This is a genomic window from Nonomuraea rosea (genome assembly GCF_039539705.1).
Classification (GTDB): domain Bacteria; phylum Actinomycetota; class Actinomycetes; order Streptosporangiales; family Streptosporangiaceae; genus Nonomuraea; species Nonomuraea rosea.
In genome coordinates this window covers 142,350-165,573 of the sequence record NZ_BAABDQ010000003.1, presented here as the reverse complement: position 1 = coordinate 165,573, position 23,224 = coordinate 142,350, and the positions used below count along the sequence as shown (strand labels likewise).

Sequence of the window (23,224 nt, the reverse complement as noted above, 5' to 3'; positions counted from 1 at the left end):
CATTATGGCCCCGCCAACCCCCACCAGGCACCGCAGACGCGGGCATGACCCCGAGTCCGTGCTGTCCATCGCCGTGGGCGTGTTCAACGAGCGCGGCTATGACGGGACGAGCATGGAGGACCTGGCCAGGGCACTCGGCGTCACCAAGTCCGCCATCTACTACCACGTTCCCGGCAAGGAGCAGCTCCTCGCCAGGGCGCTCGACCGGGCGCTCGACGGGTTGTTCGCGATGGTCGCCGACGAGCGGGCCGCCTCGGGCACCGCGATCGAGCGGCTGGAATGGGTCGTACGGCAGAGCGTCAGGATCCTCATCGACCGGCTCCCCTACGTGACGCTGCTGCTCCGGGTGCGCGGCAACAGCGCGACCGAGCAGGCGGCGCTGGGGCGGCGGCGGGAGTTCGACAGGTTCGTCAGCCACCTGGTCAAGGAGGCGGCGGCGGATGGGAGCATCCGGCCCGACGTGGACCCGGCGCTGGTGACGCGGCTGCTCTTCGGCACGGTGAACTCGATCACGGAGTGGTACCAGCCCGCACGCGGCGCCTCGGCGGAGGATCTGGCCGACGCGCTGCTGAAGATGACGTTCGACGGGCTGCGCGGCCGGCCGGCCGCGTAGCCGGGGAGAAGCGGGCCGCTCTCAGGCTTCGAGTTCGCCGTTCGTGCCGGGCTCGACCTCCTCGCGCCTCGGGCCGGGCGGGAGCTTGCCGCGCAGGTCCTCGCGGATGGCCTGGCCGAGTTTCTTGGTCGCCATCCTGTTGAGCGCGCCGCCCGCGACCGCGCCGGTCAGGAACGGGCCGAACGTCGTCAGGTGGCGGCCGAGCGTGCGCATCAACCGGTTGCGGAGGGCCGTCTTGGTGGCCGCGCCGAGTGCGAGCGTGACGGAGGCGGGTGCGAGCGGATCGATGCCGCGCTGTTTGGCCCAGGCGGCCGTGAAGGCGACCGCACGCTGGGTGCCGCTGCCCTGGACGCGTACGCCGTAGACCTCGTGCAGCTCGGCCAGCAGCTTGACCTCGATGGCGGCGACCACGATGGTCTCGGCCACGAGCTGCGCGGGGGCGGAGAGGAGGAGGGGTGGTGCGGCGAACTCGGCCGCCGCGAGCGCTCCGCCGATGGCGCCGACGGTCATCGTCGCCTTCTGGGCGGTGCGCACCAGATCATCGGCCAGTTCCTCGCCGGTCAGGCCGTGATGATGCTCGGAGAGGGTGTGCAGGTCCCTGATCGGGATGCGTGGCGCGATGTTGAGGAAGACGTCAGCCAGCCAGCGTCCCCGGCCCACGCCGGTCACGCGCGCCTTCTTCGCCCCTTCGGCCAGGGATCGGGCTAGTCGGCCGAGCAGCCTGCGCCGCTCGGCCGGCTCCAGCTCACCGGGTGCGGTGAGCTTGCCGACGAGCTCGCCGACCTCCTTGTCGGGGTCGGCGACCTCACTGCCCGGTTGATGATCTTTCTCCGGTACGGCCACGCGATGCCTCCTCTGTTAGGCGGCGCACTCCCTGCAGACCTGCTGGCCGTTCCTCTCGGAGGCCAGCTGGCTGCGGTGGTGCACGAGGAAGCAACGCGAACAGGTGAACTCGTCCGCCTGACGAGGGATCACCCGCAGGGACAGCTCTTCGTTCGACAGGTCGGCACCAGGAAGCTCGAGCGACTCCGCCAGATCGGTCTCGTCGATGTCGATGCTGCCGGACGACTTGTCAGTGCGCCGCGCCTGGAGTTCCTGAAGGCTGTCCTCCCCCAGGTCGTCGTCTGTCTTGCGCGGGCTGTCGTAGTCGGTAGCCATTGTGCTTACTCCATCCCCCTCATCTATATGTCTTCGCGCTCATCGCGCGTCTTCTAACGTCCGGGAGGCCCATCTTGTGCCCGTTCCGTCGGGGAGATTTCCCATCGGTACCCCGCAGGAACACGCCACGAACCTCCCAACACGTCAGGGCCTGCTGCCGTTGGCAATGGTTAGCCAAATATGGCGAAACCCACAGCCTTGGCGGCATGCACCACCGTGTTCGACGGCACATCCAACCACATGTGCGGCGAGAACGAGACGCCCCCACCACATCAACACGCGGACGGAGGTGCGGGAGAGACATCGCGGGTCAGCGTCTCGGGAGCTGAATGGTCACGACAAGTCCTCCACCATCACGCGGCACAGCGGCCACATTTCCGCCATGTGCCTGGACCACCGCACGGACGATGGACAGCCCGAGCCCCGCCCCCTTGGCCGATTCCACACGGTCCGCATGGAGCCTCCTGAACGGCTCGAACAGGCTGTTCACCTCGTACGCCGGGACGTGCTGCCCCGTGTTGGCCACCTGAACAACCAAGGCACCGTCCGCCATTCCCGTTCGGATCCATACTTTTCCGTTTTCGGGAATGTTGTACTTGACCGCGTTCTCCAGCAGGTTGCTCACGGAGCGCTCCAGGAGCACCGGATCGCCTATGGTAGGCGCGCTGACCAGTTCGGTCGTTACGGTTACGCCGTGTTCCTGGGCGAACGGCGCGACCTGTTCCACGGCCGTCTGGGCCACTTCCTGAACGTCCAGCGGTTTGCGCACGGCGAGTTCGCGCTCGCTCCTCGCGAGCAGCAGCAGCCCCTCGATGAGCTTCTCGTTACGGGCGTTGACTTCGAGGAGGGTACGCCCGAGCGCTTTGAGGTCCCCGGACGCCTCGGGATCGGACAGGGCGATCTCCAGCACCGTCCGGTTAATCGTGAGAGGAGTGCGCAATTCGTGGGAGGCGTTGGCCACGAATCGGCGCTGGGTGTCGAAGGCCACGTTGAGGCGGGCGAGCATGGCGTCGAAGGTGTCGGCCAGCTCCTTCAGCTCGTCGTTGGGGCCTTCGAGGGCGATGCGCTGGTGGGCCAGCGTGCTCTCCGACAGCTTGCGCGCCGTGCCGGTCATCTGCGCCACGGGCTTGAGCGCCCGGTCGGCCACGAAATAGCCGATGATGAGCGCCAGGATGCCCACTCCCAGCAGCGCCAGGAAGGAGCTGCCGAACAGCGCGTCCCTGGCGTTGGCGATCGCCTGCTGCTGGAACTGGCGCCACGACGACTGCAACTGCGCGTTCTGAACCGGGCCCAGCCCCAGGTCGATGCTGGGCCAGGCCTCGCCGATGGCCCTGCCGACGATGGCGTAGACCGAGAACAGCAGCACGGCCGCGGCCACGAAGACGAGCGCGCCGTAGGTGAGCGTCAGCCGCCATCGGATGCTGACCTTGCCCGGGAGCTCCTTCACACGCTCCATGGTGGTGCGCGCGACCGGCACGCGCGACGGCGGCGGCGGCGGGCCGTCCCACACGGGCGGCCCGCTGGGCGGCGGGGCCTCCTGCACGCGCGTCGTCGTCCTGGCCGAATGCGGGCTGATCATCGGATGCGTCGGTCCCGCTTCGCGCTCTGGCCTATCGGTCACAATTTGTACCCAACCCCGGGCACAGTCTCGATCACCTGAGGCTCGCCCAGCTTCTTACGCAGCGTCATCATGGTCACGCGGACCACGTTCGTGAACGGGTCGATGTTCTCGTCCCATGCCTTGTCCAGCAGGTCCTCCTGGCTGACCACGGCGCCCTCGGCGCGCATCAGCTCCTCCAGGACCGCGAACTCCTTCTTGGTCAGCACGACCTCCCTGCCGTCGCGCTCCACCAGCCGCTTGCCCGGGTCGAGGCGGATCCCGCCCCGCTCCAGCACGGGCGGCAGCGCGGGGGCGGAGCGGCGGCCGAGCGCGCGCACCCTGGCGACCAGCTCGATGAACACGAACGGCTTGGCCAGATAGTCGTCGGCCCCCAGGCCGAGCCCCTCCACCTTGTCGTCCACGTCGCCCGAGGCGGTCAGCATCAGGATCCGGGAGGCGGTCCGCTGCTCCACCAGCCGCCGGCACACCTCGTCGCCGTGCACGACCGGCAGGTCACGGTCCAGCACGATCACGTCGTAGTCGATGTAGGAGGTCCGCTCCAGGGCGCCGCCGCCGTCGTAGGCGACGTCGACCGCCATGGCCTCACGGCGCAGGCCGGTCGCGATCGCGTCGGCGAGCACCCGCTCATCCTCTACCACCAGCACTCGCACGCTTGGAACACCTCTTCCTATTCTGGGCCCTCATTCTGCCCACGGGCTCGATAAGCGCACGGTAAGCCATGTTCAGGCGTTGGTGACCCACCGGTGAGGGGAAGCCTCGCGAAATTCATGTTTCGGAAGGCGACAAGCCGGGGTATGCCTGCGGGACACCCATTGCCCGGATATCAAACGGCAATGGGGAGACTTCGCCCCCACACGGATCGAACCCCTAGAGAGTAGGTGAGATGGGCGAGTTCACGACCACGATCGAACACCGCCTCGACCAGGCTTATAAGGGCCTTCGGGAGGCCCGTAGCGTCGGCGACGACTACCTCGCCGACACACTCACCGCCGAGATCGAAGATCTGCGCAGGCTGGCAGACGATCACGGCATCCCGTTGCCCCGCTAGCTCATGAAACGGCCGGAGCCCCTGGCTCCGGCCGTTTCACTCATCTGCCTCAGGGCTGACGGTCGGCGTCCAGCGTGACCAGCAGGTCGTGCAGCTCCCCGAATAGCCCGGGCGCGGCGCACAGCGCGAACTCCGGGCTGACCTGCTTGCCGCGCAGCCCGCCCAGCGTGGCGCCCGACTCCGTCGCCACCAGCCCGGCGGCGGCGAAGTCCCACTGGTTGACGCCTCGCTCGTAGTACGCGTCCACGCGGCCCGCCGCCAGCGAGCAGATGTCGATGGCGCACGAGCCGCCGCGCCGGATGTCGCGCACGCGCGGCAGCACCTCGGCCACCACCTGGCCCTGGACGACGCGCCTGGCCGCCGAGTAGCCGAACCCGGTGGCGACCAGGGCCTGCGAGAGCGGGACCCCGGTGTTGCAGCGCAGCCGCTCGGCGCCCAGCCACGCGCCCCCGCCGAGCGAGGCCGTGTAGACCTCGCCGCGCGCCGGCACGTTGACCACGCCGGCCACGGCCTGGCCGCCGACCTCGACGGCTATCGACACCGCCCAGTCCGGCAGGCCGTACAGGAAGTTGACGGTGCCGTCGATCGGGTCCACGACCCAGCGCACGTCGGACTCGCCGGGCTCCTCGCCGCCCTCCTCGCCGAGGATGCGGTCATCGGGCCTGGCGGCGAGGATCCGCTCGCGGATGAGCTCCTCCGACGCCTTGTCCAGCGCCGTGACCACGTCGGTGGGGCTGGACTTGGTCTCGACCTCCTCGGACATCGTGGGCCGCTTGGCGAGGAGCATGTGCCCCGCCTCTCGGGCGATGTCCTCGGCCAGCTGCAGGAAGTCCGTCATCACGCCACCGAGTCCGGACGCTTCCACTCCTGCCCGAGCACGTGCTGGGCGAGGAAGGCGAGCACGGTCTCGTACCAGGCGACGGCGTTGCCCGGCTTGAGTATCCAGTGGTTCTCGTCGGGGAAGTACAGGAACTTCGACTCCACCTCGGTACGGCGCAGGTCCCACCACAGGCGCAGGCCCTCGCCGATCGGCACGCGGTAGTCCTTGTCACCGTGGATGACGAGCATCGGCGTGGTGATCTTGTCCAGTGAGCGGTGCGGTGACAGCAGGTCGTAGCGCTCGGAGCCGGGCTCGCCGAACTCCCGCTGCCAGTACATGGACGCGTCGGTGGTGCCGGCGAACTGGTCGAGGTTCCACAGCGAGGCGTGGGTGACGATGGCCTTGTAGCGGTCGCTGTGGCCGGCCAGCCAGTTGGCCATGTAGCCGCCGTACGAGCCGCCCATGGCGCCGATGCGCCCGGCGTCGATGTCGTCCCTGGCCAGCGCCACGTCCACGATCGCGTCGAGGTCGGCCTGGGTGCGCGGACCCCAGTTGCCCCAGCCGCGGTCGATCATCTCCTGGCCGTAGCCGGTGGACAGGCACGGGTCGGGCATCAGGACGGCGTACCCGTGCTGGGCCATGATCCACGCCTGCCAGCGCCACTGCCAGTCGTTCCACGAGGCGACGGGACCGCCGTGGATCCACAGCAGGAACGGCGCCGGGGCGTCGGCCGATGCGCCCTCGGGCAGCACGAGCCAGCCGCGGATCGTGACGCCGTCGTCGGCGGTGGCGGAGATCTCGGTCAGCGTGCCGGGCACCTCGGGGCGCGGCGCGGGCGAGGGCAGGTCGGTGATCTCGCCGGTGGCGACGTCGATCCTGGCCGGGCCGTGCGCGAGGTGGACGCCGCTGCGCAGGGCGTAGACGAAACGGCCGTCGGCCGACGCGCTGAGCCCGGCGTACGCGGCGTCGTCCTGGGTGAGCCTGCTGTGCTCCCCGTCCAGCGGCACGCGGAAGATCGGGCGGCGGCCCTGGTAGTCGGCCACGAGGTAGACGGCCGAGGAGTCCGGCGCCCATTCGACGCCCGCGGGGAACAGGTCGGGCCCGTACGCACGGCCCTCGCCGGTGGCCAGGTCGGCGATCCACAGCTCGCTGCGCGCCGAGACCTCCAGCCCGGTGAACCGCTCGCGGGAGCAGGCGATCTTCGTGCCGTCGGGAGAGACGGCCAGCGGGCCGCCGAAGTCGTGGCGGTCCTGGGTGAGCAGCACCCGCCGCTCGCCGGTGGCGACGTCGATGGTGACCAGGTCGGTACGCGACTCGCCCTTCTCCAGGGCGGTGCGCCAGGTGCTGACCACGGTGGCGCCGTCGGGGGTGAGCTCGAACGCGGCGTCCTCCAGCGCCTCGCCGGCGTCCGGGGTCAGGTCGCGCACGTCCTCCAGGCGGTCGGCGCCCAGCCGGGCGGCGAACAGCCGCGGCCGGCCTGGCCCGAGGTCGTGGTCCCAGTAGCGGACCGGGTAGCCCTCGTGCAGGATCGCGCTGATGCCCGCGTCCTTGCGCGCCTTGCGCTTGTCCGCTTCCGCCGCCTCCTCGCCGTCGAGCACGTCGGCGGCGAACACGACGACGTCACCGGCCGTGCGCACGGCGCCGACGCCGCCGGGGCGGGTGGCCACCTGGCGGGCCTCGCCGCCCGCGCGGGGCAGCAGCCAGAGCGCGGGCACCTCGTCCGTGGAGTCCTTGACGGTGGGGTCGGGGCGGGCGGAGGTGAACAGCACGTCTCCCCCGGCGGTGAAGACCGCGGGAGACTCGCCCTTGGCCGAGCGCGTCAGCCGGTAGGGCTCGCCGTCGACCGGGATCGCCCAGAGCGCGGTGCCGAACGACTTGCCGTCGGGATTGAGGGACTGGACGGCCGAGACCAGCTTGGAGCCGTCAGGCGAGAGTCGTAGCGAGAGAACCCGGGGAATGGCCACATAGTCACGTATGTCGTTGAATGCGCTCACTCGATCGAACCTACCGCGCGGGAAGGACCGTGGAGAGCCCGGCATAAGGTTGTCACGTGGGAATTTACGACGCCTTGCTGGTCCTGTCGTTCGGGGGGCCCGAAGGTCCCGACGACGTGCTGCCCTTCCTGGAAAACGTCGTACGCGGGCGCGGCGTGCCCCGCGAGCGGCTGCTCCAGGTGGCCGAGCACTATCAGGGGTTCGGCGGCGTCAGCCCGATCAACGGCCAGAACCGCGCGCTGGTCGAGGCGCTGCGCCCGGTCGCCGGCGTGCCGGTCTATTGGGGCAACCGAAACTGGCACCCGTTCGGCGAGGACACCGTGCGGCAGATGAAGGCCGACGGGATCAGGAAGGCGGCCGTCTTCGCCACGTCGGCGTTCGCCGGCTACTCCAGCTGCCGCCAGTACTACGAGGACATCAAGCGCATCTCCATCGACGGCGGCCCTGAGCTGGTCAAGATGCGGCATTTCGGGGACCACCCCGGGTTCGTGACCGCGATGGCCGACCACACGCGGGCGGCGCTGGAGCGGCTCGGCCGCGACGACGCCAGGCTGGTGTTCACCGCCCACAGCATCCCCGTCTCCATGGCCGAGAAGGCCGGTCCGGGCGGCGGCCTGTACGAGGCACAGCTACGCAGGAGCGCCGAGCTGGTCAACCAGGCGCTCGGCCGCACCGAGCCGTGGGACCTGGTGTGGCAGTCGCGCAGCGGGCCGCCGCAGGTGCCGTGGCTGGAGCCCGACGTCTGCGACTTCCTGCGCAAGACGGACGCCGGCTCCGTCGTGCTGGTGCCGATCGGATTCGTCTCCGACCACATGGAGGTCGTCTACGACCTCGACACCGAGGCCAGGCAGGTGGCCGGCGAGCTGGGGCTGCCGATGGAGCGGGCGGCGACCGCGGGCACGCATCCCCGTTTCGTGGGGATGGTGCGCGAACTGATGGATGAGCCCCAGCCCGTCCCTTGCCCACTGACCTGCTGTGTCTAATGGCCTCACTCCGTGAGGCGGGCTCGGTCGCCCAACGCCGCCGTCTTCCCCCGCTCTGGTCGCTGCGCTCCCGCCGCTCCTCCAGACGACGGCACTCCCTCGCGTCTAGGCGTAGGTGCGGGCGTAGGCGGCGGCGATGCCCATGACCTTGTTCACGTAGTCCCACGAGTGGTTGTAGAACCAGATCGCCTTGCGCAGCTTCTCGCCGCCCTTGCCCGCGCCGTTGGCGCACAGGTAGTTGGCCGCGCCGGGCACGGCGTCGTACGGGCTCCAGATGTCGCTCTTGCCGTCACCGTCGCCGTCCACCCCGTAGTGCTTCCAGGTGGCGGGCATGAACTGCATCGGCCCCAGAGCGCCCGCGCTCGACGGGCCGTTGTTGCGCCCGTGCGAGCTCTCCACCTGCCCGATCGCCGCCAGCACCGTCCATGAAAGCCCGGGACAGCGGGTGGCCGAGGCCTTGTAGAGCTCCAGGTAGCTGCCCGGCCGCCCCACGCTGACCTGCTGCCCCTGCTTCTGCTGCCCCTCCTGCTGAGCCCCCTGCTGCGTCTTCGCGGTGCGGGCGGCCGCGTCGAGCATGACCACCTGCGCGCCCTTCCCGAGCGCCTTGCGCACCGCCGACTCGCTGATCTTGCCGGACTTGCCGTGCAGCAGCACCGCCACCTCGGGCGCGAACCCGAGCTTCTTGCCCATGTCCGCGCTCACCAGCCCGTCCACGCCCTTGAGCCCGAGACCGGCCGACGCCGCGGCGCGCAGCCTGGGCCCGCCGTCCACCTGGTACATCGCGCCCAGGATCATCCCGAACTTGCGCATCGCGCTCGTGTCGGCCACCAGCTCGCCCCTGGCCAGCGCGCTCCAGACGGCGGGCTGGTCGGCAACGGGCTGCGGCGTCCAGGAGCGGAAGGCGGCCGGGTCGACGGCCAGCAGGTTGAGTGCGGTGCCCGACACCTTGACCGCGCCCGCGTCCACCACGATCACCTTCTGCACATGCGTCAGCTCGCCGAGCGCGAACCTCGTCCGCTTCGGCACGGCGGACGGGGTGATCGCCAGCACGCGCGGCGGGGTGGAGGTGATCCCAGGGCCGCCCTGACCGAAATCCTTGACCGGTTCGGCCGTGGGCACCATCTGGTCGAGCCGGGGAGCGGGCCGGCTCTCCGTCGGTCTCGGCTGCTTGCGTACGGGCTCCTGAGCGGATTTCAGCACGTCACCGTCCAGGATCACGACGAGGCCGCCGGCCGCGACGGTGACCGCGAGCACGGCGATGACCATGAGCATGACCGCGCGGAGTGAGGGAAGACCGGACACTCGGGACACGTTAACCCACGCGCCGGACAAATCACTTGCCATCCGAACAGTCGGTGCGCGAAGGTTAGCGGGCTTATGTAAGGGGGAAATGTGGTGGTCGGGCCTTACCGGGGGTTGTTCAACGGGCCCGGCGTCAAAGCGTTCGTCCTGGCCGGCTTCATCGGCCGGATGCCGATGTCCATGCTCGGCATCGGGGTCGTCCTGCTGATCTCCACGCTCACCGGGTCGTACGCCACCGCGGGCGCGGTCGCCGCCGCCACCAACGTGTCCTTCGCCATAGCCGCCCCCCTGTCCGGCAGGCTGGTGGACAGGTTCGGGCAGGGCCGGATCATCGCGCCGTTCGCCGTCGTCAACGGGCTCTCCCTGGTCGCCCTCATGCTGTGCGCCGGGTTCGGGCTGCCCGACTGGACGCTCTACGCCTCCGGCCTGGTCGTCGGGGCCACCTCGCTGTCCATCGGGTCGATGGTGCGGGCGCGCTGGTCGGTGATCCACGGCGGCTCCGACAGGCTGCACACCGCGTTCGCGTTCGAGTCCGTGGTGGACGAGGTCGTCTTCGTCACCGGTCCGGCGCTGGTCACGGTGCTCGCGACCAGCGTGAACCCGTACGCGGGGCTGGTCGTCGCCCTGGTCTGCATGCTGCTCGGCTGCCTGGCGCTGGCGGCGCAACGGCGCACCCAGCCGCCCGTCCAGCGGGTCAGGTCGGCGGGCGGCACGCCCATCCTGATCCCCGGGATCGCCCTGCTGTCGTGCGTCTACCTGGCGCTGGGCGCGGTGTTCGGGTCGGTGGACCTGATCACGGTGGCGTTCGCGGAGGAGCAGGGCGTCAAGTCGGCCTCCGGGTTCCTGCTGGCCGCGTTCGCGGGCGGGTCGATGGTGTCGGGGCTGTGGTTCGGGTCGCGGCGCTGGAAGATCTCGCTGCGCGGGCGGTTCGTGCGGGCGCTGGGCGTGTTCGTGGTGGGGCTGCTGCCGATCATGTTCATCGGTGACGTGTGGATCATGGCGGGGGCGTTGTTCCTGGCCGGGTTCGCGATCTCGCCGACGCTCATCACAGGCTTCTCGCTCACCGAGCGGCTGGTGCCGCCGTCCCTGCTCACCGAGGGTATGGCGTGGATCTCGACGTCGATCGGGTTCGGTGTGGCGATCGGCGCGTGGGCGGGCGGGCGGCTCACGGAGATGTACGGCGCCTCGAACGCCTACGCCTTCTCCTGGGGCGCGGCGGCGCTCGCCGTGGCCGTGGGCATCGGAGGTTCGGGTTTGCTGAGACTTCCCGAGGCGTCTTCACCCGCCAAGAGCTGATCCGCTACCGTCAGGACATCCCTCGCAACACCCATCACACCGGAAGCTCTAGCTATGTCCCGACAAATCACTTCACTTCTAGCTATCGCGGCTGTCTGCGTCACTCTCGCGCCGGCACCCGCGTTCGCCCAGGCTCCGAAGAAGGAACCGGTCGACTGCGAGCAGGTCAAGTGCATCGCGCTGACCTTCGACGACGGTCCGGGCCAGTACGCGGGAACGCTGCTCGACACGCTCAAGAAGTACGACGCGAAGGCGACGTTCTTCCTTGAGGGCCAATACGTGAAGAGCCGCCCTGCCTACGTCAAGCGCATGGCCGCCGAGGGCCACGAGCTCGGCAACCACAGTTACAGCCATCCTGACTTCACCAAGAGTGAGGCCGGGACGATCAAGAGCGAGATCCAGAAGACCCAGGACGCGGTGAAGAAGGCGTCGGGCGTCGAGCCCAAGCTGCTGCGCCCGCCGTACGGACTGGCCGACCTTCAGGTGTCCGACATCGCCGCCCAGTACGGCATGCCGATGATCCTGTGGACCGCCGGCTCGCAGGACTGGAGCACCAAGAACGTCGAGGCCATCAAGAAGAAGACCCTTGAGGTGGCTCAGCCCAACGGCATCATCCTGATGCACGACTGGGTGAAGCAGACGGTCGACGCGATGCCGGCGATCATCAAGACCCTGGAGAACAAGGGCTACCACCTGGTGACCGTGTCCGACGTGGTCAAGCAGCAGGACCTCCAGCCCGGGGACATCTTCCCGGTTCCCGCCGGCTGGGAGAAGTGAGTATCGTTCACGTTTAGCGGAACGAAGCTCTGGAGGGTGCTCGTGGTCTTCACCAACTGGGCGCGGAACCAGTCGGGCACCCCCGCCGAGGTGCGTACGCCGGCGTCCGTCGCGGACGTCGTACGCGCCGTGGTGGACGCCGCCGCCTCCGGGCGGCGAGTCCGCATGGTCGGCACGGGTCACTCCTTCACCGGGGTGGCCCTCACCGACGGGATCATGCTACGCCCGCACGGGCTGACCGGAGTCAGGTCCTGGGCGGACGACCGCGTCACCGTGCTGGCCGGGACCCCGCTGCGCGTGCTGAATGAGCTGCTCGGCGAGCGCGGCCTGGCGCTGTCGAACATGGGCGACATCACCGAGCAGACCGTCGCCGGCGCGATCCAGACCGGCACGCACGGCACGGGACGTGACAGCGGCGGGCTCGCCGACCAGGTCACCGAGCTGGAGCTGGTGCTCGCCGACGGCTCGGTGGCGACCGTGGGTCCCGGCGAGGACCTGTTCGACGCGGCCAGGGTGGGCCTGGGCGCGCTCGGGGTGCTGACGGCCGTGACGTTACGGGTGGAGCCCGCGTTCCTGCTGCACAACAGGCGGCACAGGCTGCCGCTCAGCGAGATTCTCGGCTCGCTCGACTCGCTGGTCTCCGCCAACGAGCATCTGGACTTCTTCTGGGTGCCGCACACCGATGCGTGCCTGGTCAAGACCAACAACCGGGACCCGGGCCCGGCCAGCCCGCCGAGCGCGGTCAAACGCTGGATGGACAACGTCTTCCTGGAGAACACGGCCTTCGGCGCGGCCTGCGCCGTGGGCGCGCGGCTGCCCGGCCTGATCCCGCGGATCAACGCGGTCAGCGCGGCGGCGCTCGGCGACTCGGAGTCGGTCGACACGTCGTACAAGATCTTCACAGCGCGCCGGGACGTGCGCTTTCTCGAGATGGAGTACGCTCTGCCGCGCCATCATCTCACCCAGGCGCTGCGCGAGACCAGAGACCTGATCGAGCGGATGAACTGGAAGATCACCTTTCCGGTGGAGGTGCGCGTCACGCCGCCCAGCGACGCGTGGCTGTCCACCGCCTACGATCGGGCGTCCGCGTACATCGCCTGCCACATCTACCGCCCGACCCCGAACCCCGCGTACTTCGAGGGTGTCGAGGAGATCATGACCCGGCTGGAGGGGCGTCCGCACTGGGGCAAGCTGCACACCAGGGACGCCTTCTACCTGAGCAAGGTCTATCCGCGCTTCGCGGACTTCACGGCACTGCGCGACCGGCTCGATCCACGCCGCCTGTTCACCAACGAGTACCTGGACCTGGTGCTCGGCTGACGGCCGCCACGATCGCCCGATGGCCTGCGTTAGGTAAAGAGCTGGCTCGGGAATCGGCGTGAGCGCGTGTCTTGCCGCGCGCGCCCCCCGCGCGAGCGGCAACCTTGTAACTCGTGCCCCGACGACTCGGCCTGCCCTCCGTTTACCTCGCCGCGGCCGTGGCCACGGCCGCCACGACCGCCGTCCCGCTCGCCATGACGCCCGCCTCCGGACTCGCCGTGGCCCCCATCGCGTCAGAGCCCAGCCGCCCCTACATCGTCACCGCGCGCAACCGGGTGGCCGCCCGCGAGCTCGTCGGCGAGGTGCGCTGGCGGGTACGCCGCTTCTACACCGCGGCGCTGCCCGGATTCGCCACCTTCCTCACCGCCGGCGAGCTGGCCGAGCTCCGGGCGGATCCTCGGGTGCGCACGATCGAGCCGGACCGCCAGATCCACCCTATGACCGGCGGCGCGTCCGCCAGGCCGCGCGCCGTGCGGACCGGCGGCGCGGGCACGACCGTGTACGTCGTGGACAGCGGCGTCGACGTCACCAGGCCCGAGTTCGGGGACCGCGCCTGGCACGCCTTCGACGCCACCGGCGGCACCGGCCGCGACTGCTCAGGCCATGGCACACAGGTCGCCAGGACCATCGCGGGGCGCTACACGGGCGTCGCGCCCAAGGCCAGGATCGCCTCCGTACGCGTGCTCGGCTGCGACGGGCCAGGCACGCTGGCCGACGTGCTGGCCGGGCTCGACTGGATCCGCCGGCACGCGCGCGGGCCCGCCGTCGCCGGCCTGTCCTTCGACGGGGCCGACTCCCCCGCGTTGCGGACCGCCGTGCGGGCGATGGCGCGTTCCGGTCTCTTCACCGTCGTAGCCGCCGATTCCCGTACGTGCCGGGTCACACCGGGCGGCGCGGCCTTCTCGGCGAACGCCCCCCACCTCGCCGGAGCCGCCGCCCGCCACCTGGAGCTCCATCCCGCCGCTCATCCATCCGTTCTCGCGTCTTGGCTGAAGTGCACGACAGCGGGCGGCGCGATTCGCCAGAATCCGTCTGGGGCCTCTAGCCTCCACATGCACAGCGGCGGGCAATAGCGGGATGGATTCCACAAATGTGACCGGCGTCACATCGCCCCGGGGCTATCCCATGAAGGCGATGTTCGGACATGCCGGGTACGGTGCTGGCAGGCAACCGGCACACGCGAGAGACTCAAGGGTCCGGGGGAAGAATGGCGACGCTGACGAAGGGACTCGCATGCAGGAGCTCCGACTCGTCGCGGTGAGTGAGGACGGCACCTATCTCGTGCTGGCTACTGCCGGACGAGGTACGCGCTTCACGCTTCCCGTGGACGACCGGCTCCGTGCTGCCGTCCGCGGCAACTTCTCCCGTCTCGGCCAGTACGAGATCGAAGTGGAGAGTCCGTTGCGCCCCAAGGAGATCCAGGCCCGCATCCGCGCCGGAGAGACGGCGGAGGAGATCGCCGCGACCGCCGGGATCCCGGTCGAGCGCGTCCGCTGGTTCGAGGGGCCGGTGCTGCAGGAGCGGGAGTACGTCGCCCAGCAGGCACAACGCGTGGCCGTACGCATGCCAGGAGAGTCCGCGCCAGGTCCCACCCTGGGCGATCTCGTGGCGGAGCGGCTGACCAGGCGAGGCGTGCCCACCGACGAGATCGACTGGGACTCCGCCAAGCGCGACGACGGCCTGTGGCGGGTCAAGCTCGGCTACGTCTGGAACGGTCACACGCGCCACGCCGAGTGGCTCTTCGACCCGCGCAAGCGTCATGTGACGCCCCACGGCGACGAGGCCCTGCGCCTGTCCGCCGCCGAGTTCGACCCCGAGCCGCCCGTGGTGGAGGACACGACGGTGACGCCGTTCGCGCCGCGCGTGGCCAAGCTGCAGCCGGTGCCGCCGCTCGCCTCCGACGCCGTGAACTTCCCCTCCGTGGTGCGCCGCGAGCCCGAGGAGCCCGCGGTCGGCTACAACCCGCCGCCCAGGGGCTCGGAGTCGGCGTACACGCGCGCGCCCGAGTCCTCGCCCCGCGAGTCCGCCTTCGACCGGCCCGCCGCTTCGCGCGACGGCGATTCGTCCTACGGCACGCCCGCCGAGGCCGGCCTCCGCCCCGACCCGCAGCCCCGCGACCCTTACCGCCAGGACACCGGCCGCCAGGACGCTGCCCGCGCGGATGCTTCTCGTGGAGATTCCGCCCGCGGGGATTCTTCTCGCGGGGATTCCACCCGCGGAGATTCAGCACCGTCGCGCGACTCCTACCGCCAGGACGCTCCGCCCTCCCGCGACCCCTACCGCCAGGACCCTGCGCCCCGCGACCCCCTCCGCCAGGACGCCGCGCCCGCTCGCGAGCACTTCCGCCCTGAGCCGCCGGCCCGCGAGACCGGCTATGGCCGCCCCGGCGACACTTCGTCCCGCCGTGGCGGGGCTTCGACGTGGCTGCCCGACTTCGGGCCCGGACGCCAGGGCGAGCGCGACACCGACTCCATCTACGCCCCGGCGACCTCGCCGCCCGCCCACCCCGACTCCCACGTCACCGGCACCACCCAGCCGCCCTCGGCCGAGGCACCGCCGTCCGCGCAGGATCGCCCCGAGCACACCGCCGACCGGACCCCTGAGTCCGCTCACCTCACCCAGACCCAGCCCCAGGACCGCCCTGCCACCCAGGACCACCCCGCAGCACAGGACCGCCCCGCCGGGCAGGACCAGCCGCTTTCCACCACGGACACCGCCCAGCCCGCGCCGCCGGCCTTCTCGACCACCGAGCGCGGCGAGCACGCCCTGCCCGGAACCACCCAGCCCGCCGCCACTGTGACGCCGCCGGCAGCCCAGACCGAGGCCGTCACGCCGGCACAGGCTGAGACCCGCACGCCGACCCACGCTGAGACCGTCGCACCGGCCGAGACCGTCGCGCCCAGCCAGACCGAGACCCTCACGCCCACTCGGGTTGAGACCGTCACGCCGGTCCAGGCTGAGACCGTCACGCCGGTCCGCGAGGAGACCGTCCTCCAGGCGACCGCCGAGCCGACTGCCACGACCGCGCCGGCACCTGCCGCCCAGCCGGCTCCCGCAGCCATGCCAGCGGCTGAAGCGGCCGCCAGCACGACGCCGATCAGCAGCACGACGCCGATCAGCAGCACGACACCGGCCAGCGCCGCAGCGACCGTCAGCCCGGACTCGATGACCAGCGCCGAGCCCACCGCACAGCCCGCCATCGCCGCACAGCCCACTGCCACGGCCCAGTCGGCCGCTCAGTCTGCCGGCGCCACCGCCGAGCGGACCGGCACGGTCCCGGTGACCGCAGCGTCACCGGCCGCCGAGGCGGCTGCTGCTCCGACCACGCCAGAGCCGGCCACAGCGTCACCCACCACTGAGCCGGCCGCAGCATCACCCGCCGCCGAATCGGGCTCTACTCAAACCGCCGCGTCCGACAGCGCCACGGACTCGGTCCCGGCCGCAGCGGCTGTGACGTCGTCCACCACCGCCCCCCTTACCGCGGCTACGGCCACGGAAGCCAGCGCCGCCTCGTCGCCCGCCGCCGGCACCACGACGTCTCCGGACGCCTCGGCACCGTCACCGGCAGCCGACGTCACGAGGGAAGCCACCGGCCAGTCCGCGAGCACCGTACAGAAGGCGGAAGCCGCAGAGGCCACGACGCCCAGCGCCGCGGAGGCGCCTGCCACGACCGAGGTAGCTGCCACCACGGCACCTGCTACGACCACGGCCCCCGCCCCGGACCCTGCTACGACCGAAGTGTCCGTCACCGCAGCGGCGCCCATTGTCGCGGCACAAGTTGACGCGGCACCCGCCACCGCCGAGACGCCCACCACCGTCGAGGCACCCACCACGGCTGCAGCAGTTGCCACCGACACGGCGCCTGCCTCCGTGGAAACGCCCGCCGGTGCCGACGCCTCGGCCACCGCCAAGGAGAACGAGGCCGTAAGCCCGGCCGCCGCCAAGGCGACCCCGGCCGCGACCACCACCTCCTCGCCCAGCAGCGCAACGGCTGAGGAAGCCACCGCCGGGACCACCAGCGCCACGGACGCCACCACGGCCAAGGCCACGCAGACCACCGAGAAGACGCCGACGCCTGAGGCGACGACCACCGAGCCGGAGAAGAAGGCGGCGCAGGCCGTACCGGACGCCAAGCAGAAGGGCACCGGCGACGCCCAGCCCGCAGCACCGGAGCCGGAGCCCGAGCAGCCCGTGCAGGCGACCAAGCCGCCTGCGCCCAAGCCCAAGCCCGTCCCCAGCGAGCCCAAGCCCGCACCGGCGGTGCCGGCCGCACGGGGTGGCAAGGGCGGCGAGACGAAGGACGACCCGGCCGTGCCGGTGCCGTCGCCCCCGCCTGCCCCGGCCGCCCGCCAGCCGCGCAAGGGTTCGAGGGGACGCCGCGCCTCGGTGCCGACGTGGGACGAGATCATGTTCGGCGCCCGCCGCCAGGACTGACCTCACCGACGCGTCCCCCAAACCCCCCGCCACCACGCCAGACCGCCCGCCCACACCCCCCAGCGGCCATCACGCCGCAGCCGCAAACCCAGCGCGTAGTACGCCGGGCCAGCCCTTCCATCGGGCCAGCCGTTGCATCGGGCCCGCCGTTGCATCGGGCCAGCCGTTGCATCGGGCCAGCCGCGCAGGGCTAACCGTTGCGTCAAGCCAGCCCCTCCATCAAGCCAGCCGCGTCAGGGCAGCCGTTGCGTCTGCCCAACTCGTCAAGGCCGGCCGGGCGCATCGGGTCGCCGCTCCATCGGACCAGCCGTTGCGTCAGACCAGCCACGGAGGGCCAGCCGTTCTGCGGGGTCGCCTTGCCGAGTGCACCGCGGCGCCGGCCATCCCCGGTGGCGCGCTTCGCCCCGGCCGGCACGCACCGTCAGCACGTCCGATGCGCGCTGGTCCACGGAGCCAGCCGGCGCCTGCACACCCACGCCGCAAAGCCCCGCCTGGCCTTCACGATCGACCCGCCCACGCCACCAGGCACCCTCGCGGGCCGTTGCGGGTCAGTCGGCGGCCGGCGTTCCGGCCTCTCGGAGGAAGGGCGCGAGCCACTCCGGCGTGACCTCAGCCGGGAACTCGACCCCCTGCGCCTCGGACACGTCGATCGCCGAGTAGCCGCCCTTGCCCGCCCCGACCCCGGCGATGAGCGTCAGCACCCCGGCCCGCCGCTGGAACCACGTCTGCCGCAGCCGCCACCCCACCACGGCCCGGCGTTCGACCACGGCCTGGGAGCGCCGTAGCGACCCCGACCGCACCGCCACCCGCACCCCGTCGTAGCCGTGGCCGAGGGACGCGTACCGGTCGAGGCCCAGCGGAACCCCGGCGCCCGCCAGCAGCAGCGCCACCACCAGGAAGATCCACCACACCATCAGCCCCGTCGCCCAGACCGCGACGGCGCTCAGCACCGCCAGCAGGGCCCAGGGGAAGACGGCACGGAAAAGGCGGCGGTTTCGCGCTATGGGCGGATGGCTCCGGAGCTCGGCCTGGAAGGGGCCGACAGCGTCTCCCGTCACCTGGAAGGCCACCGTGCGCGGCACGTCGGGCAGAAGCTGCCCCCGCGTCTGCGAATCGCCCAGGCCGGTCACGATCGCCCAGACGCGGACGACTCCGGCCCACCGCTCGGCGAGCCCGTCCACGATCTCGTAGCCGCGCACCCGCTCCGACTCCAGCGACACGCTGCGCCGGTTGATCAGCCCGCGCTCCGCCACCAGGTAGCCATCACGCCGTTTGAGGGTGAAGTCCCAGTTGAAGACCGCGTACATCAGCCCGCCCACGAACGGCATCGCCACCACGAGGAGCAGCGCCACGATCAGCAGCAGGTACGGATGACGCCACAGCCACTCCCCCGCGCTCCAGGCGGCGTCCCTGCCGAACCCCAGCTCGTCCCCCCACTGGAACGCCAGCCCCACGGCACCGCCCGCGAGCGCGAAAGGAGTCAGCAGGTACGCGCCCGACAGCGGCCCGTACAGCAGCCACCTGCGCGGCACGACGATGATCGGCCGTTCGACGGTCCCGGTCCCGGTCCCGGTCGCCGCGGCATCGGGTACGTGCTCCTCCGGACGGGCCGCCCGCCGCAGCAGGACGGACTTGAGTCGTTCGGCCTCGGCCAGCGTGACCCCGTCGAGCTTGGCCTCCTCGTCACCGCCGCTCGCGCCCGTGTCGATCTTGAGGATGGCCAGGCCGAGCAGGCGGTGCATGGGCGGCATGGACACGTCGACGCCGCGGATCCGCTCCAGCGGGATGGTCCGGATGGACCGGCTGATCAGCGACCGCTTCGTCTCCAGGCGGTCGCCGACGATCTCGTAGGTGAAGGTGGCCCACCTGATGACCGCGAACACGACGGTGCCGATGACGCCCGCGGCCGCCCACCCGTACGACCTTGTCGAGAAGCCGCCGACGAACAGCACGCCGATGAGGGGGAGGAGCAGCGAGGGCAGCATGCGTACCGGATCGATGAGCAGCACCTTGGGGCTCAGCCGCAGCGGCACGCGCACGAGCGCCGGCGCGAAACCGCCCTGCGGCGCGGCGCCATGCACAGGTGCGGTGTCAGGCTCCGGGCCGGGCGCGGGGCCGCTTCCTGGGCCGGGAGCGCCGTCCCGTTGTACGAGTGCGCTCTCCGGCGCGGGGCCGCCCTCCTGAACGGGACCGCTCTCTCTATGCACGGGCTCCCTGTGTACGGGGGCGTTCTCCGGCGCGGGCGGCGGGTCGCCATGAGGGGGTCGCCTGGGCTCGGTCACGTCGCGTCGTCCCTGAGCTCTTCCGCCCGGTGCGCGAGCTGCTCGGCCAGCCCCGCCGCCACCGTGAAGTCCAGCCCCTTGATCGTCGATGAGCCGGCATGCGACGCGGTACGGATCTCGAGCGTGGCCAGCCCGAGCATCCGCTCCATCCACCCTTGCCCCTTGTCGACCGTCTGGATGCGGCTCACAGGCACGAACACCCACTCCCGGGTCAGGAAGCCCGACCTCGCATAGACGACGTCACCTGAAAGCTCCCAGCGATGCACGGCATACCGTACGAACGGCTCGGCCACCAGGAACGGCAGGACCACCACCAGGACGGCGACCGGCAGCAGCCACGAGTTGTCGGCGAACCAGCCGGGCACCCACGGCCACCCGCTCCCGCCCACCCAGCGCGAGATCAGGATCGAGCCACCGGCGAAGAACACAAATGCGATCAGTGCCTCGAACAGCCACAGGCGAACGGCCTTGGGCGAGACGCGGTTCGCCGGATCGCGCAGCGGGCCTGTTGTCGTCACAGGGCCAGCTTAAGTCGCACGGCCGGACGGTGATCCGCCAGCCTGGCGGTAAAGATCCACCTGACGCCCCGGCGTGTCTGCCGACACCCGGCTCGGGCACGGTGCCATGCTCGGTGGCGGCCGGCCGTAGGCTGTCGAGCTTGGCCGCGTCGGCGGCGCCACGTTCGTGCCAGCCAGGCCCGGGAGCGCGGGACCGCACCCCAGCGCGAACCCCTCACGTAACGTGGCAGCCGCCGTCCGCGACGCTCCCCCCGGACGCGACGCCCCTCGCCGACCTGAAGGCCTGAACGCCCGTTCCGTCCGGGTGCCAGGACGGGACGACCCTTGCCGCCCGGACGCCCGGCCGCCCACCCGCAGGAACGCCCCCAGCCGCAGCCGTCACCTGATACCGCTAACAGGCGAACCGGCGCACCTGGTTTTTACCAACGCCTCCCGACCGAAACCGATGTCCGTTTTGTCGGGTCACAGCGCCAGATTCCCCGCCGAGTCCCGCCACACTGAACCAGCAGGCCAGAAAGGGTCCCTCGCTACGGCCCGATTCGGGCCCGCGGGGAATGACAGAGGTCATGGTTGTGTCCAACCTCACTGCCCGGATGCCGCGATTCTGGCTGGTTTCGGATCCTTTACCGGCCGCCGACCATCGAGAAACGGTCTGCGCACCGCCGAGAGCCGCGTAGCATCGTCCGGCATGGGGCTGTGCAATGCGGCATCACGCGTGCGACGCATCGCTGTCATTGTGACAGGGGTGGTCGTCGCGCTCGCGTTGGCTGGTTGCGGCAGTCTCATCGGAAGATCTCAGGCCAAGGACATCGCGGAGATCAACGTCTCGAGTCCGGAGTTGCGCGAAGGCAAACCGCTGCCGCGCGAATACTCCTGCCAGGGCGACCAGGGCAGTCCGCCTCTGCGCTGGTCGAGTCCGCCACTGTCCGAGGCGAAGTCGATCGCGATCGTGGTCGACTCCCACACGCCGTCAGCATCGGCCGTGCACTGGGTGCTCTACAACATCCCGGCGACCACGACCGAGCTGGGACCCGGTGCCGCCGCCGACCTCCCGACCGGGGCCGGCCAGGCCACGGTGACCAGTGGCAAGGCGGGCTACCAGCCCCCCTGCGGGGAGGGCACCTATCGCTTCACCGTCTACACGTTGAGTGGCAAGGTCAGCAGACCGGAGGGCGCCCCCCTCCCCGAGATCTTGAAACAGATCGCGGACCAGACCATAGCCCGCGGCCGCCTCACGGCGGTCAACATCCAGTGAGAGACCGAACACTGCTGGTAGTACGGTGTACCAATTCTTCACGTAGGGTGTGACAACGCTCATAGTGGTCCGACACAATCAGACTCAATTGTTAGGCACTGGTGATCAAAGGGGGCAGATCGCGTCGATGGCCGCGCGATCTCATCGGTGCCAAAGGGAGGCCATGGCTTTGAGGGTGGTGCAATGATCGCGGTCGTAGTCAGCTTGGTCGCTGTCGTGCTCCTCGTGCTCGTCGTCGTGGCACTGGGCATGCGTTCCATGAACCGCCGGGAGAGCTCTCTCCCTCCGGAACGGCTGAAGGAGATGGCCGAGAAGGAGGAGATGACTCATGCTCGGTCCACTGACGAGTTCGCTGCGCACGAACCGCGGATGAACAATTTCAGCCCCGACTTCAGCCCCATTGATGAAGTCAAGGTCAAACCGGTCCGCACCGGTCAGCGTGGCAGGCGTGGCGTCGACGAGTGGGGCAACCCGTCGTCCGACGATGAGGACGAGGAGTTTTGGGCCAACATCCGCAGTGACGCGGAAGAGGGCGGTTTCGGTGCGGGTGGCACCGTTGCGGCCAGGAAGGGCGCCTCGCGCCCAGTCGAGCGTGAACGCCCTGCCGAGCGCCCATCGGAGCGCCCTGCCGCAGAACGCCAGCCGGAGCGTAAATCCGAGCGACCCGCCGAGCGCAGGTCCGAGCGCCCCGCCAAGCGCGGCGGCGACCGTAGCGCCAAGCCGGCCAAGCCCGTCCCCGCCTCCGCCTCCGTGGACCCCAACGCGTCCACCGTGCAGGCCCCTCTCCCGCAGCGTCAGGTCCCCGCGGCCGCCGCGGCGGCCAACCTCGCCGATCTGGTCGAGCCCAAGCGCGCTCCCTCCCAGGCCGAGCTGGCGGACCAGCGCACCATGACCTTCGCGGCGCCGACGGCCGACGTGATGAGCATCCTCGGTGCGGGCGCCCAGCCGGTGCCCGCCCCCACGCGCTCCGCCGACCAGTCCCCCGCCTCCATCTCGTCCAATGCGATGTCGTCGAACTCCACGTTCCCCGCGGCCACCGGCAGCAGCGGCTCGTTCCCCGCCACCTCCGTCGCGAACGGCAACGGCTCCTACTCCGCCACCCCCGACAGCGGCTCGTTCCCCGCCTCCCCTGTCGCGAACGGCAACGGCATCTACCCCGCCAGCGCGGCCTCCAGCGGCTCTTTCCCCGCCGTGCCGTCCTCGCCCATCCACGGCGCGCCCACGAGCGACCCGTTCCCCGCCTACAACGGCGCGGCGGACCCGCTCGAGTCCACCTGGACCGCCCCGCCGGCCCCGTCCACGTCGGGCGGCTGGCCCTCCTCTCCCGACATCCTCGACGACCCCGCTCCCTCCACCGCCGTCTACGGCTCCGCGAGCTCCTGGCCTGCGTTCGAGCAGCCCGCCGGGCGCTCCCCGTCCTATCCCGCCTCCTACGAGGTGCGCCCGGGCTGGGCCGTGGCCGACGACTCCGACCCGCTCACCGGCCCCTCCCCCGCCGCCGGCACCCCGACCGTGCCCGGCAGGGCCGTCTCGTCCTACGACGACGTGCTGTCGGCCCCGACGCCGCAGTCCACGTTCGCGTACGAGACGGGCGACTACACCAGCCCCGCCGCCACCGCACCCGCCGCCTGGCCTGAGCCGCCCACGGGCACTCCTGCCTGGCCGACGTACGGCAACGGCCAGCCCCAGCCGTCGGGAGCCAACGGCGACCCCCGGCGCGCGCCCGAGCAGGACTACCCGCACGACTACTACCGCTGATCTCAGGCGCGCTCATTAATCCGTAAAACCCACGCGACGCGCTCC

19 protein-coding genes are annotated in these 23,224 nt (G+C 70.8%); 10 read left to right on the top strand and 9 right to left on the bottom strand.

Annotated features, from left to right (window positions below; genetic code table 11):
• The first annotated feature begins 4 nt into the window (after positions 1-4).
• Positions 5-613, top strand: coding sequence for a TetR/AcrR family transcriptional regulator (locus tag ABEA43_RS08230; protein WP_345560017.1), 609 nt, complete (start codon positions 5-7; stop codon positions 611-613).
• A gap of 21 nt (positions 614-634) precedes the next feature.
• Here ABEA43_RS08230 and ABEA43_RS08225 read toward each other — a convergent pair whose 3' ends face one another.
• The 4 genes from ABEA43_RS08225 to ABEA43_RS08210 form a co-directional block, all read right to left on the bottom strand.
• Positions 635-1,456, bottom strand: coding sequence for a hypothetical protein (locus ABEA43_RS08225; protein ID WP_345560016.1), 822 nt, complete (start codon positions 1,454-1,456; stop codon positions 635-637).
• Positions 1,457-1,471: 15 nt separating this feature from the next.
• Positions 1,472-1,771: a DUF4193 domain-containing protein gene (locus ABEA43_RS08220; RefSeq protein WP_090929286.1), complete on the bottom strand. Its 300-nt coding sequence runs from the start codon at positions 1,769-1,771 to the stop codon at positions 1,472-1,474.
• A gap of 310 nt (positions 1,772-2,081) precedes the next feature.
• The gene (locus tag ABEA43_RS08215) at positions 2,082-3,350 is read right to left on the bottom strand and encodes a sensor histidine kinase (RefSeq protein ID WP_345560015.1); all 1,269 of its coding nucleotides are present in this window, start codon (positions 3,348-3,350) and stop codon (positions 2,082-2,084) included.
• 38 nt (positions 3,351-3,388) lie between these two features.
• Positions 3,389-4,042, bottom strand: coding sequence for a response regulator transcription factor (locus ABEA43_RS08210; protein ID WP_345560014.1), 654 nt, complete (start codon positions 4,040-4,042; stop codon positions 3,389-3,391).
• A 233-nt stretch (positions 4,043-4,275) separates the two neighbouring features.
• On the opposite strand from ABEA43_RS08210, the gene ABEA43_RS08205 reads away from it, so the two are divergent.
• Positions 4,276-4,440, top strand: a complete 165-nt coding sequence (locus ABEA43_RS08205; protein ID WP_165974805.1) for a hypothetical protein — start codon at positions 4,276-4,278, stop codon at positions 4,438-4,440.
• A gap of 49 nt (positions 4,441-4,489) precedes the next feature.
• Here the strand turns inward: ABEA43_RS08205 and ABEA43_RS08200 are convergent, their stop codons facing one another.
• Both ABEA43_RS08200 and ABEA43_RS08195 read right to left on the bottom strand, forming a co-directional pair.
• Positions 4,490-5,278, bottom strand: a complete 789-nt coding sequence (locus ABEA43_RS08200) for an inositol monophosphatase family protein (protein WP_345560013.1) — start codon at positions 5,276-5,278, stop codon at positions 4,490-4,492.
• A complete protein-coding gene (locus tag ABEA43_RS08195) occupies positions 5,278-7,299 on the bottom strand; it encodes a S9 family peptidase (protein ID WP_345560012.1) in 2,022 nt (673 codons plus the stop codon). Before ABEA43_RS08195 ends, ABEA43_RS08200 begins: the two co-directional genes overlap by 1 nt.
• 11 nt (positions 7,300-7,310) lie before the next feature.
• Here ABEA43_RS08195 and ABEA43_RS08190 point away from each other — a divergent pair, with 11 nt between their 5' ends.
• Positions 7,311-8,237, top strand: coding sequence for a ferrochelatase (locus ABEA43_RS08190; RefSeq protein ID WP_345560011.1), 927 nt, complete (start codon positions 7,311-7,313; stop codon positions 8,235-8,237).
• A 105-nt stretch (positions 8,238-8,342) separates the two neighbouring features.
• On the opposite strand, the gene ABEA43_RS08185 is transcribed toward ABEA43_RS08190, so the two are convergent.
• The gene (locus ABEA43_RS08185) at positions 8,343-9,539 is read right to left on the bottom strand and encodes a lytic transglycosylase domain-containing protein (RefSeq protein ID WP_345560010.1); all 1,197 of its coding nucleotides are present in this window, start codon (positions 9,537-9,539) and stop codon (positions 8,343-8,345) included.
• A gap of 90 nt (positions 9,540-9,629) precedes the next feature.
• Between ABEA43_RS08185 and ABEA43_RS08180 the strand changes: the two genes are divergently transcribed.
• The 5 genes from ABEA43_RS08180 (at position 9,630) to sepH (ending at position 17,366) form a co-directional block, all read left to right on the top strand.
• Positions 9,630-10,835, top strand: a complete 1,206-nt coding sequence (locus ABEA43_RS08180; RefSeq protein ID WP_345560009.1) for an MFS transporter — start codon at positions 9,630-9,632, stop codon at positions 10,833-10,835.
• Positions 10,836-10,889: 54 nt separating this feature from the next.
• The gene (locus ABEA43_RS08175; RefSeq protein WP_345560008.1) at positions 10,890-11,612 is read left to right on the top strand and encodes a polysaccharide deacetylase family protein; all 723 of its coding nucleotides are present in this window, start codon (positions 10,890-10,892) and stop codon (positions 11,610-11,612) included.
• 42 nt (positions 11,613-11,654) lie between these two features.
• Positions 11,655-12,932: a D-arabinono-1,4-lactone oxidase gene (locus ABEA43_RS08170; protein WP_425570224.1), complete on the top strand. Its 1,278-nt coding sequence runs from the start codon at positions 11,655-11,657 to the stop codon at positions 12,930-12,932.
• A gap of 113 nt (positions 12,933-13,045) precedes the next feature.
• Positions 13,046-14,005 (top strand): S8 family serine peptidase, encoded by a 960-nt coding sequence (locus ABEA43_RS08165; RefSeq protein WP_345560006.1) that lies wholly within the window; start codon positions 13,046-13,048, stop codon positions 14,003-14,005.
• A 160-nt stretch (positions 14,006-14,165) separates the two neighbouring features.
• Positions 14,166-17,366, top strand: coding sequence for a septation protein SepH (gene sepH, locus ABEA43_RS08160; RefSeq protein ID WP_345560005.1), 3,201 nt, complete (start codon positions 14,166-14,168; stop codon positions 17,364-17,366).
• 548 nt (positions 17,367-17,914) lie between these two features.
• On the opposite strand, the gene ABEA43_RS08155 is transcribed toward sepH, so the two are convergent.
• Together ABEA43_RS08155 and ABEA43_RS08150 are read right to left on the bottom strand one after the other, a co-directional pair.
• The gene (locus tag ABEA43_RS08155; protein ID WP_345560004.1) at positions 17,915-19,573 is read right to left on the bottom strand and encodes a PH domain-containing protein; all 1,659 of its coding nucleotides are present in this window, start codon (positions 19,571-19,573) and stop codon (positions 17,915-17,917) included.
• A 71-nt stretch (positions 19,574-19,644) separates the two neighbouring features.
• Positions 19,645-20,166 (bottom strand): PH domain-containing protein, encoded by a 522-nt coding sequence (locus ABEA43_RS08150; RefSeq protein WP_345560003.1) that lies wholly within the window; start codon positions 20,164-20,166, stop codon positions 19,645-19,647.
• Positions 20,167-20,911: 745 nt separating this feature from the next.
• Between ABEA43_RS08150 and ABEA43_RS08145 the strand changes: the two genes are divergently transcribed.
• A complete protein-coding gene (locus ABEA43_RS08145) occupies positions 20,912-21,421 on the top strand; it encodes a YbhB/YbcL family Raf kinase inhibitor-like protein (protein ID WP_345560002.1) in 510 nt (169 codons plus the stop codon).
• A gap of 183 nt (positions 21,422-21,604) precedes the next feature.
• Entirely contained in the window at positions 21,605-23,179 is a 1,575-nt protein-coding gene (locus ABEA43_RS08140) for a hypothetical protein (RefSeq protein WP_345560001.1), read from the top strand.
• The last annotated feature ends 45 nt before the right edge of the window (positions 23,180-23,224 follow it).

What these genes read in the sequence shown, in the direction of transcription:
- ABEA43_RS08230 (WP_345560017.1), top strand. Translation starts at nt 5, where the DNA reads ATGGCCCCGCCAACCCCCACCAGGCACCGCAGACGCGGGCATGACCCC.
- ABEA43_RS08220 (WP_090929286.1), bottom strand. Translation starts at nt 1,771, where the DNA reads ATGGCTACCGACTACGACAGCCCGCGCAAGACAGACGACGACCTGGGG.
- ABEA43_RS08215 (WP_345560015.1), bottom strand. Translation starts at nt 3,350, where the DNA reads ATGATCAGCCCGCATTCGGCCAGGACGACGACGCGCGTGCAGGAGGCC.
- ABEA43_RS08205 (WP_165974805.1), top strand. Translation starts at nt 4,276, where the DNA reads ATGGGCGAGTTCACGACCACGATCGAACACCGCCTCGACCAGGCTTAT.
- ABEA43_RS08200 (WP_345560013.1), bottom strand. Translation starts at nt 5,278, where the DNA reads ATGACGGACTTCCTGCAGCTGGCCGAGGACATCGCCCGAGAGGCGGGG.
- ABEA43_RS08195 (WP_345560012.1), bottom strand. Translation starts at nt 7,299, where the DNA reads ATGCCGGGCTCTCCACGGTCCTTCCCGCGCGGTAGGTTCGATCGAGTG.
- ABEA43_RS08175 (WP_345560008.1), top strand. Translation starts at nt 10,890, where the DNA reads ATGTCCCGACAAATCACTTCACTTCTAGCTATCGCGGCTGTCTGCGTC.
- sepH (WP_345560005.1), top strand. Translation starts at nt 14,166, where the DNA reads ATGCAGGAGCTCCGACTCGTCGCGGTGAGTGAGGACGGCACCTATCTC.
- ABEA43_RS08140 (WP_345560001.1), top strand. Translation starts at nt 21,605, where the DNA reads ATGATCGCGGTCGTAGTCAGCTTGGTCGCTGTCGTGCTCCTCGTGCTC.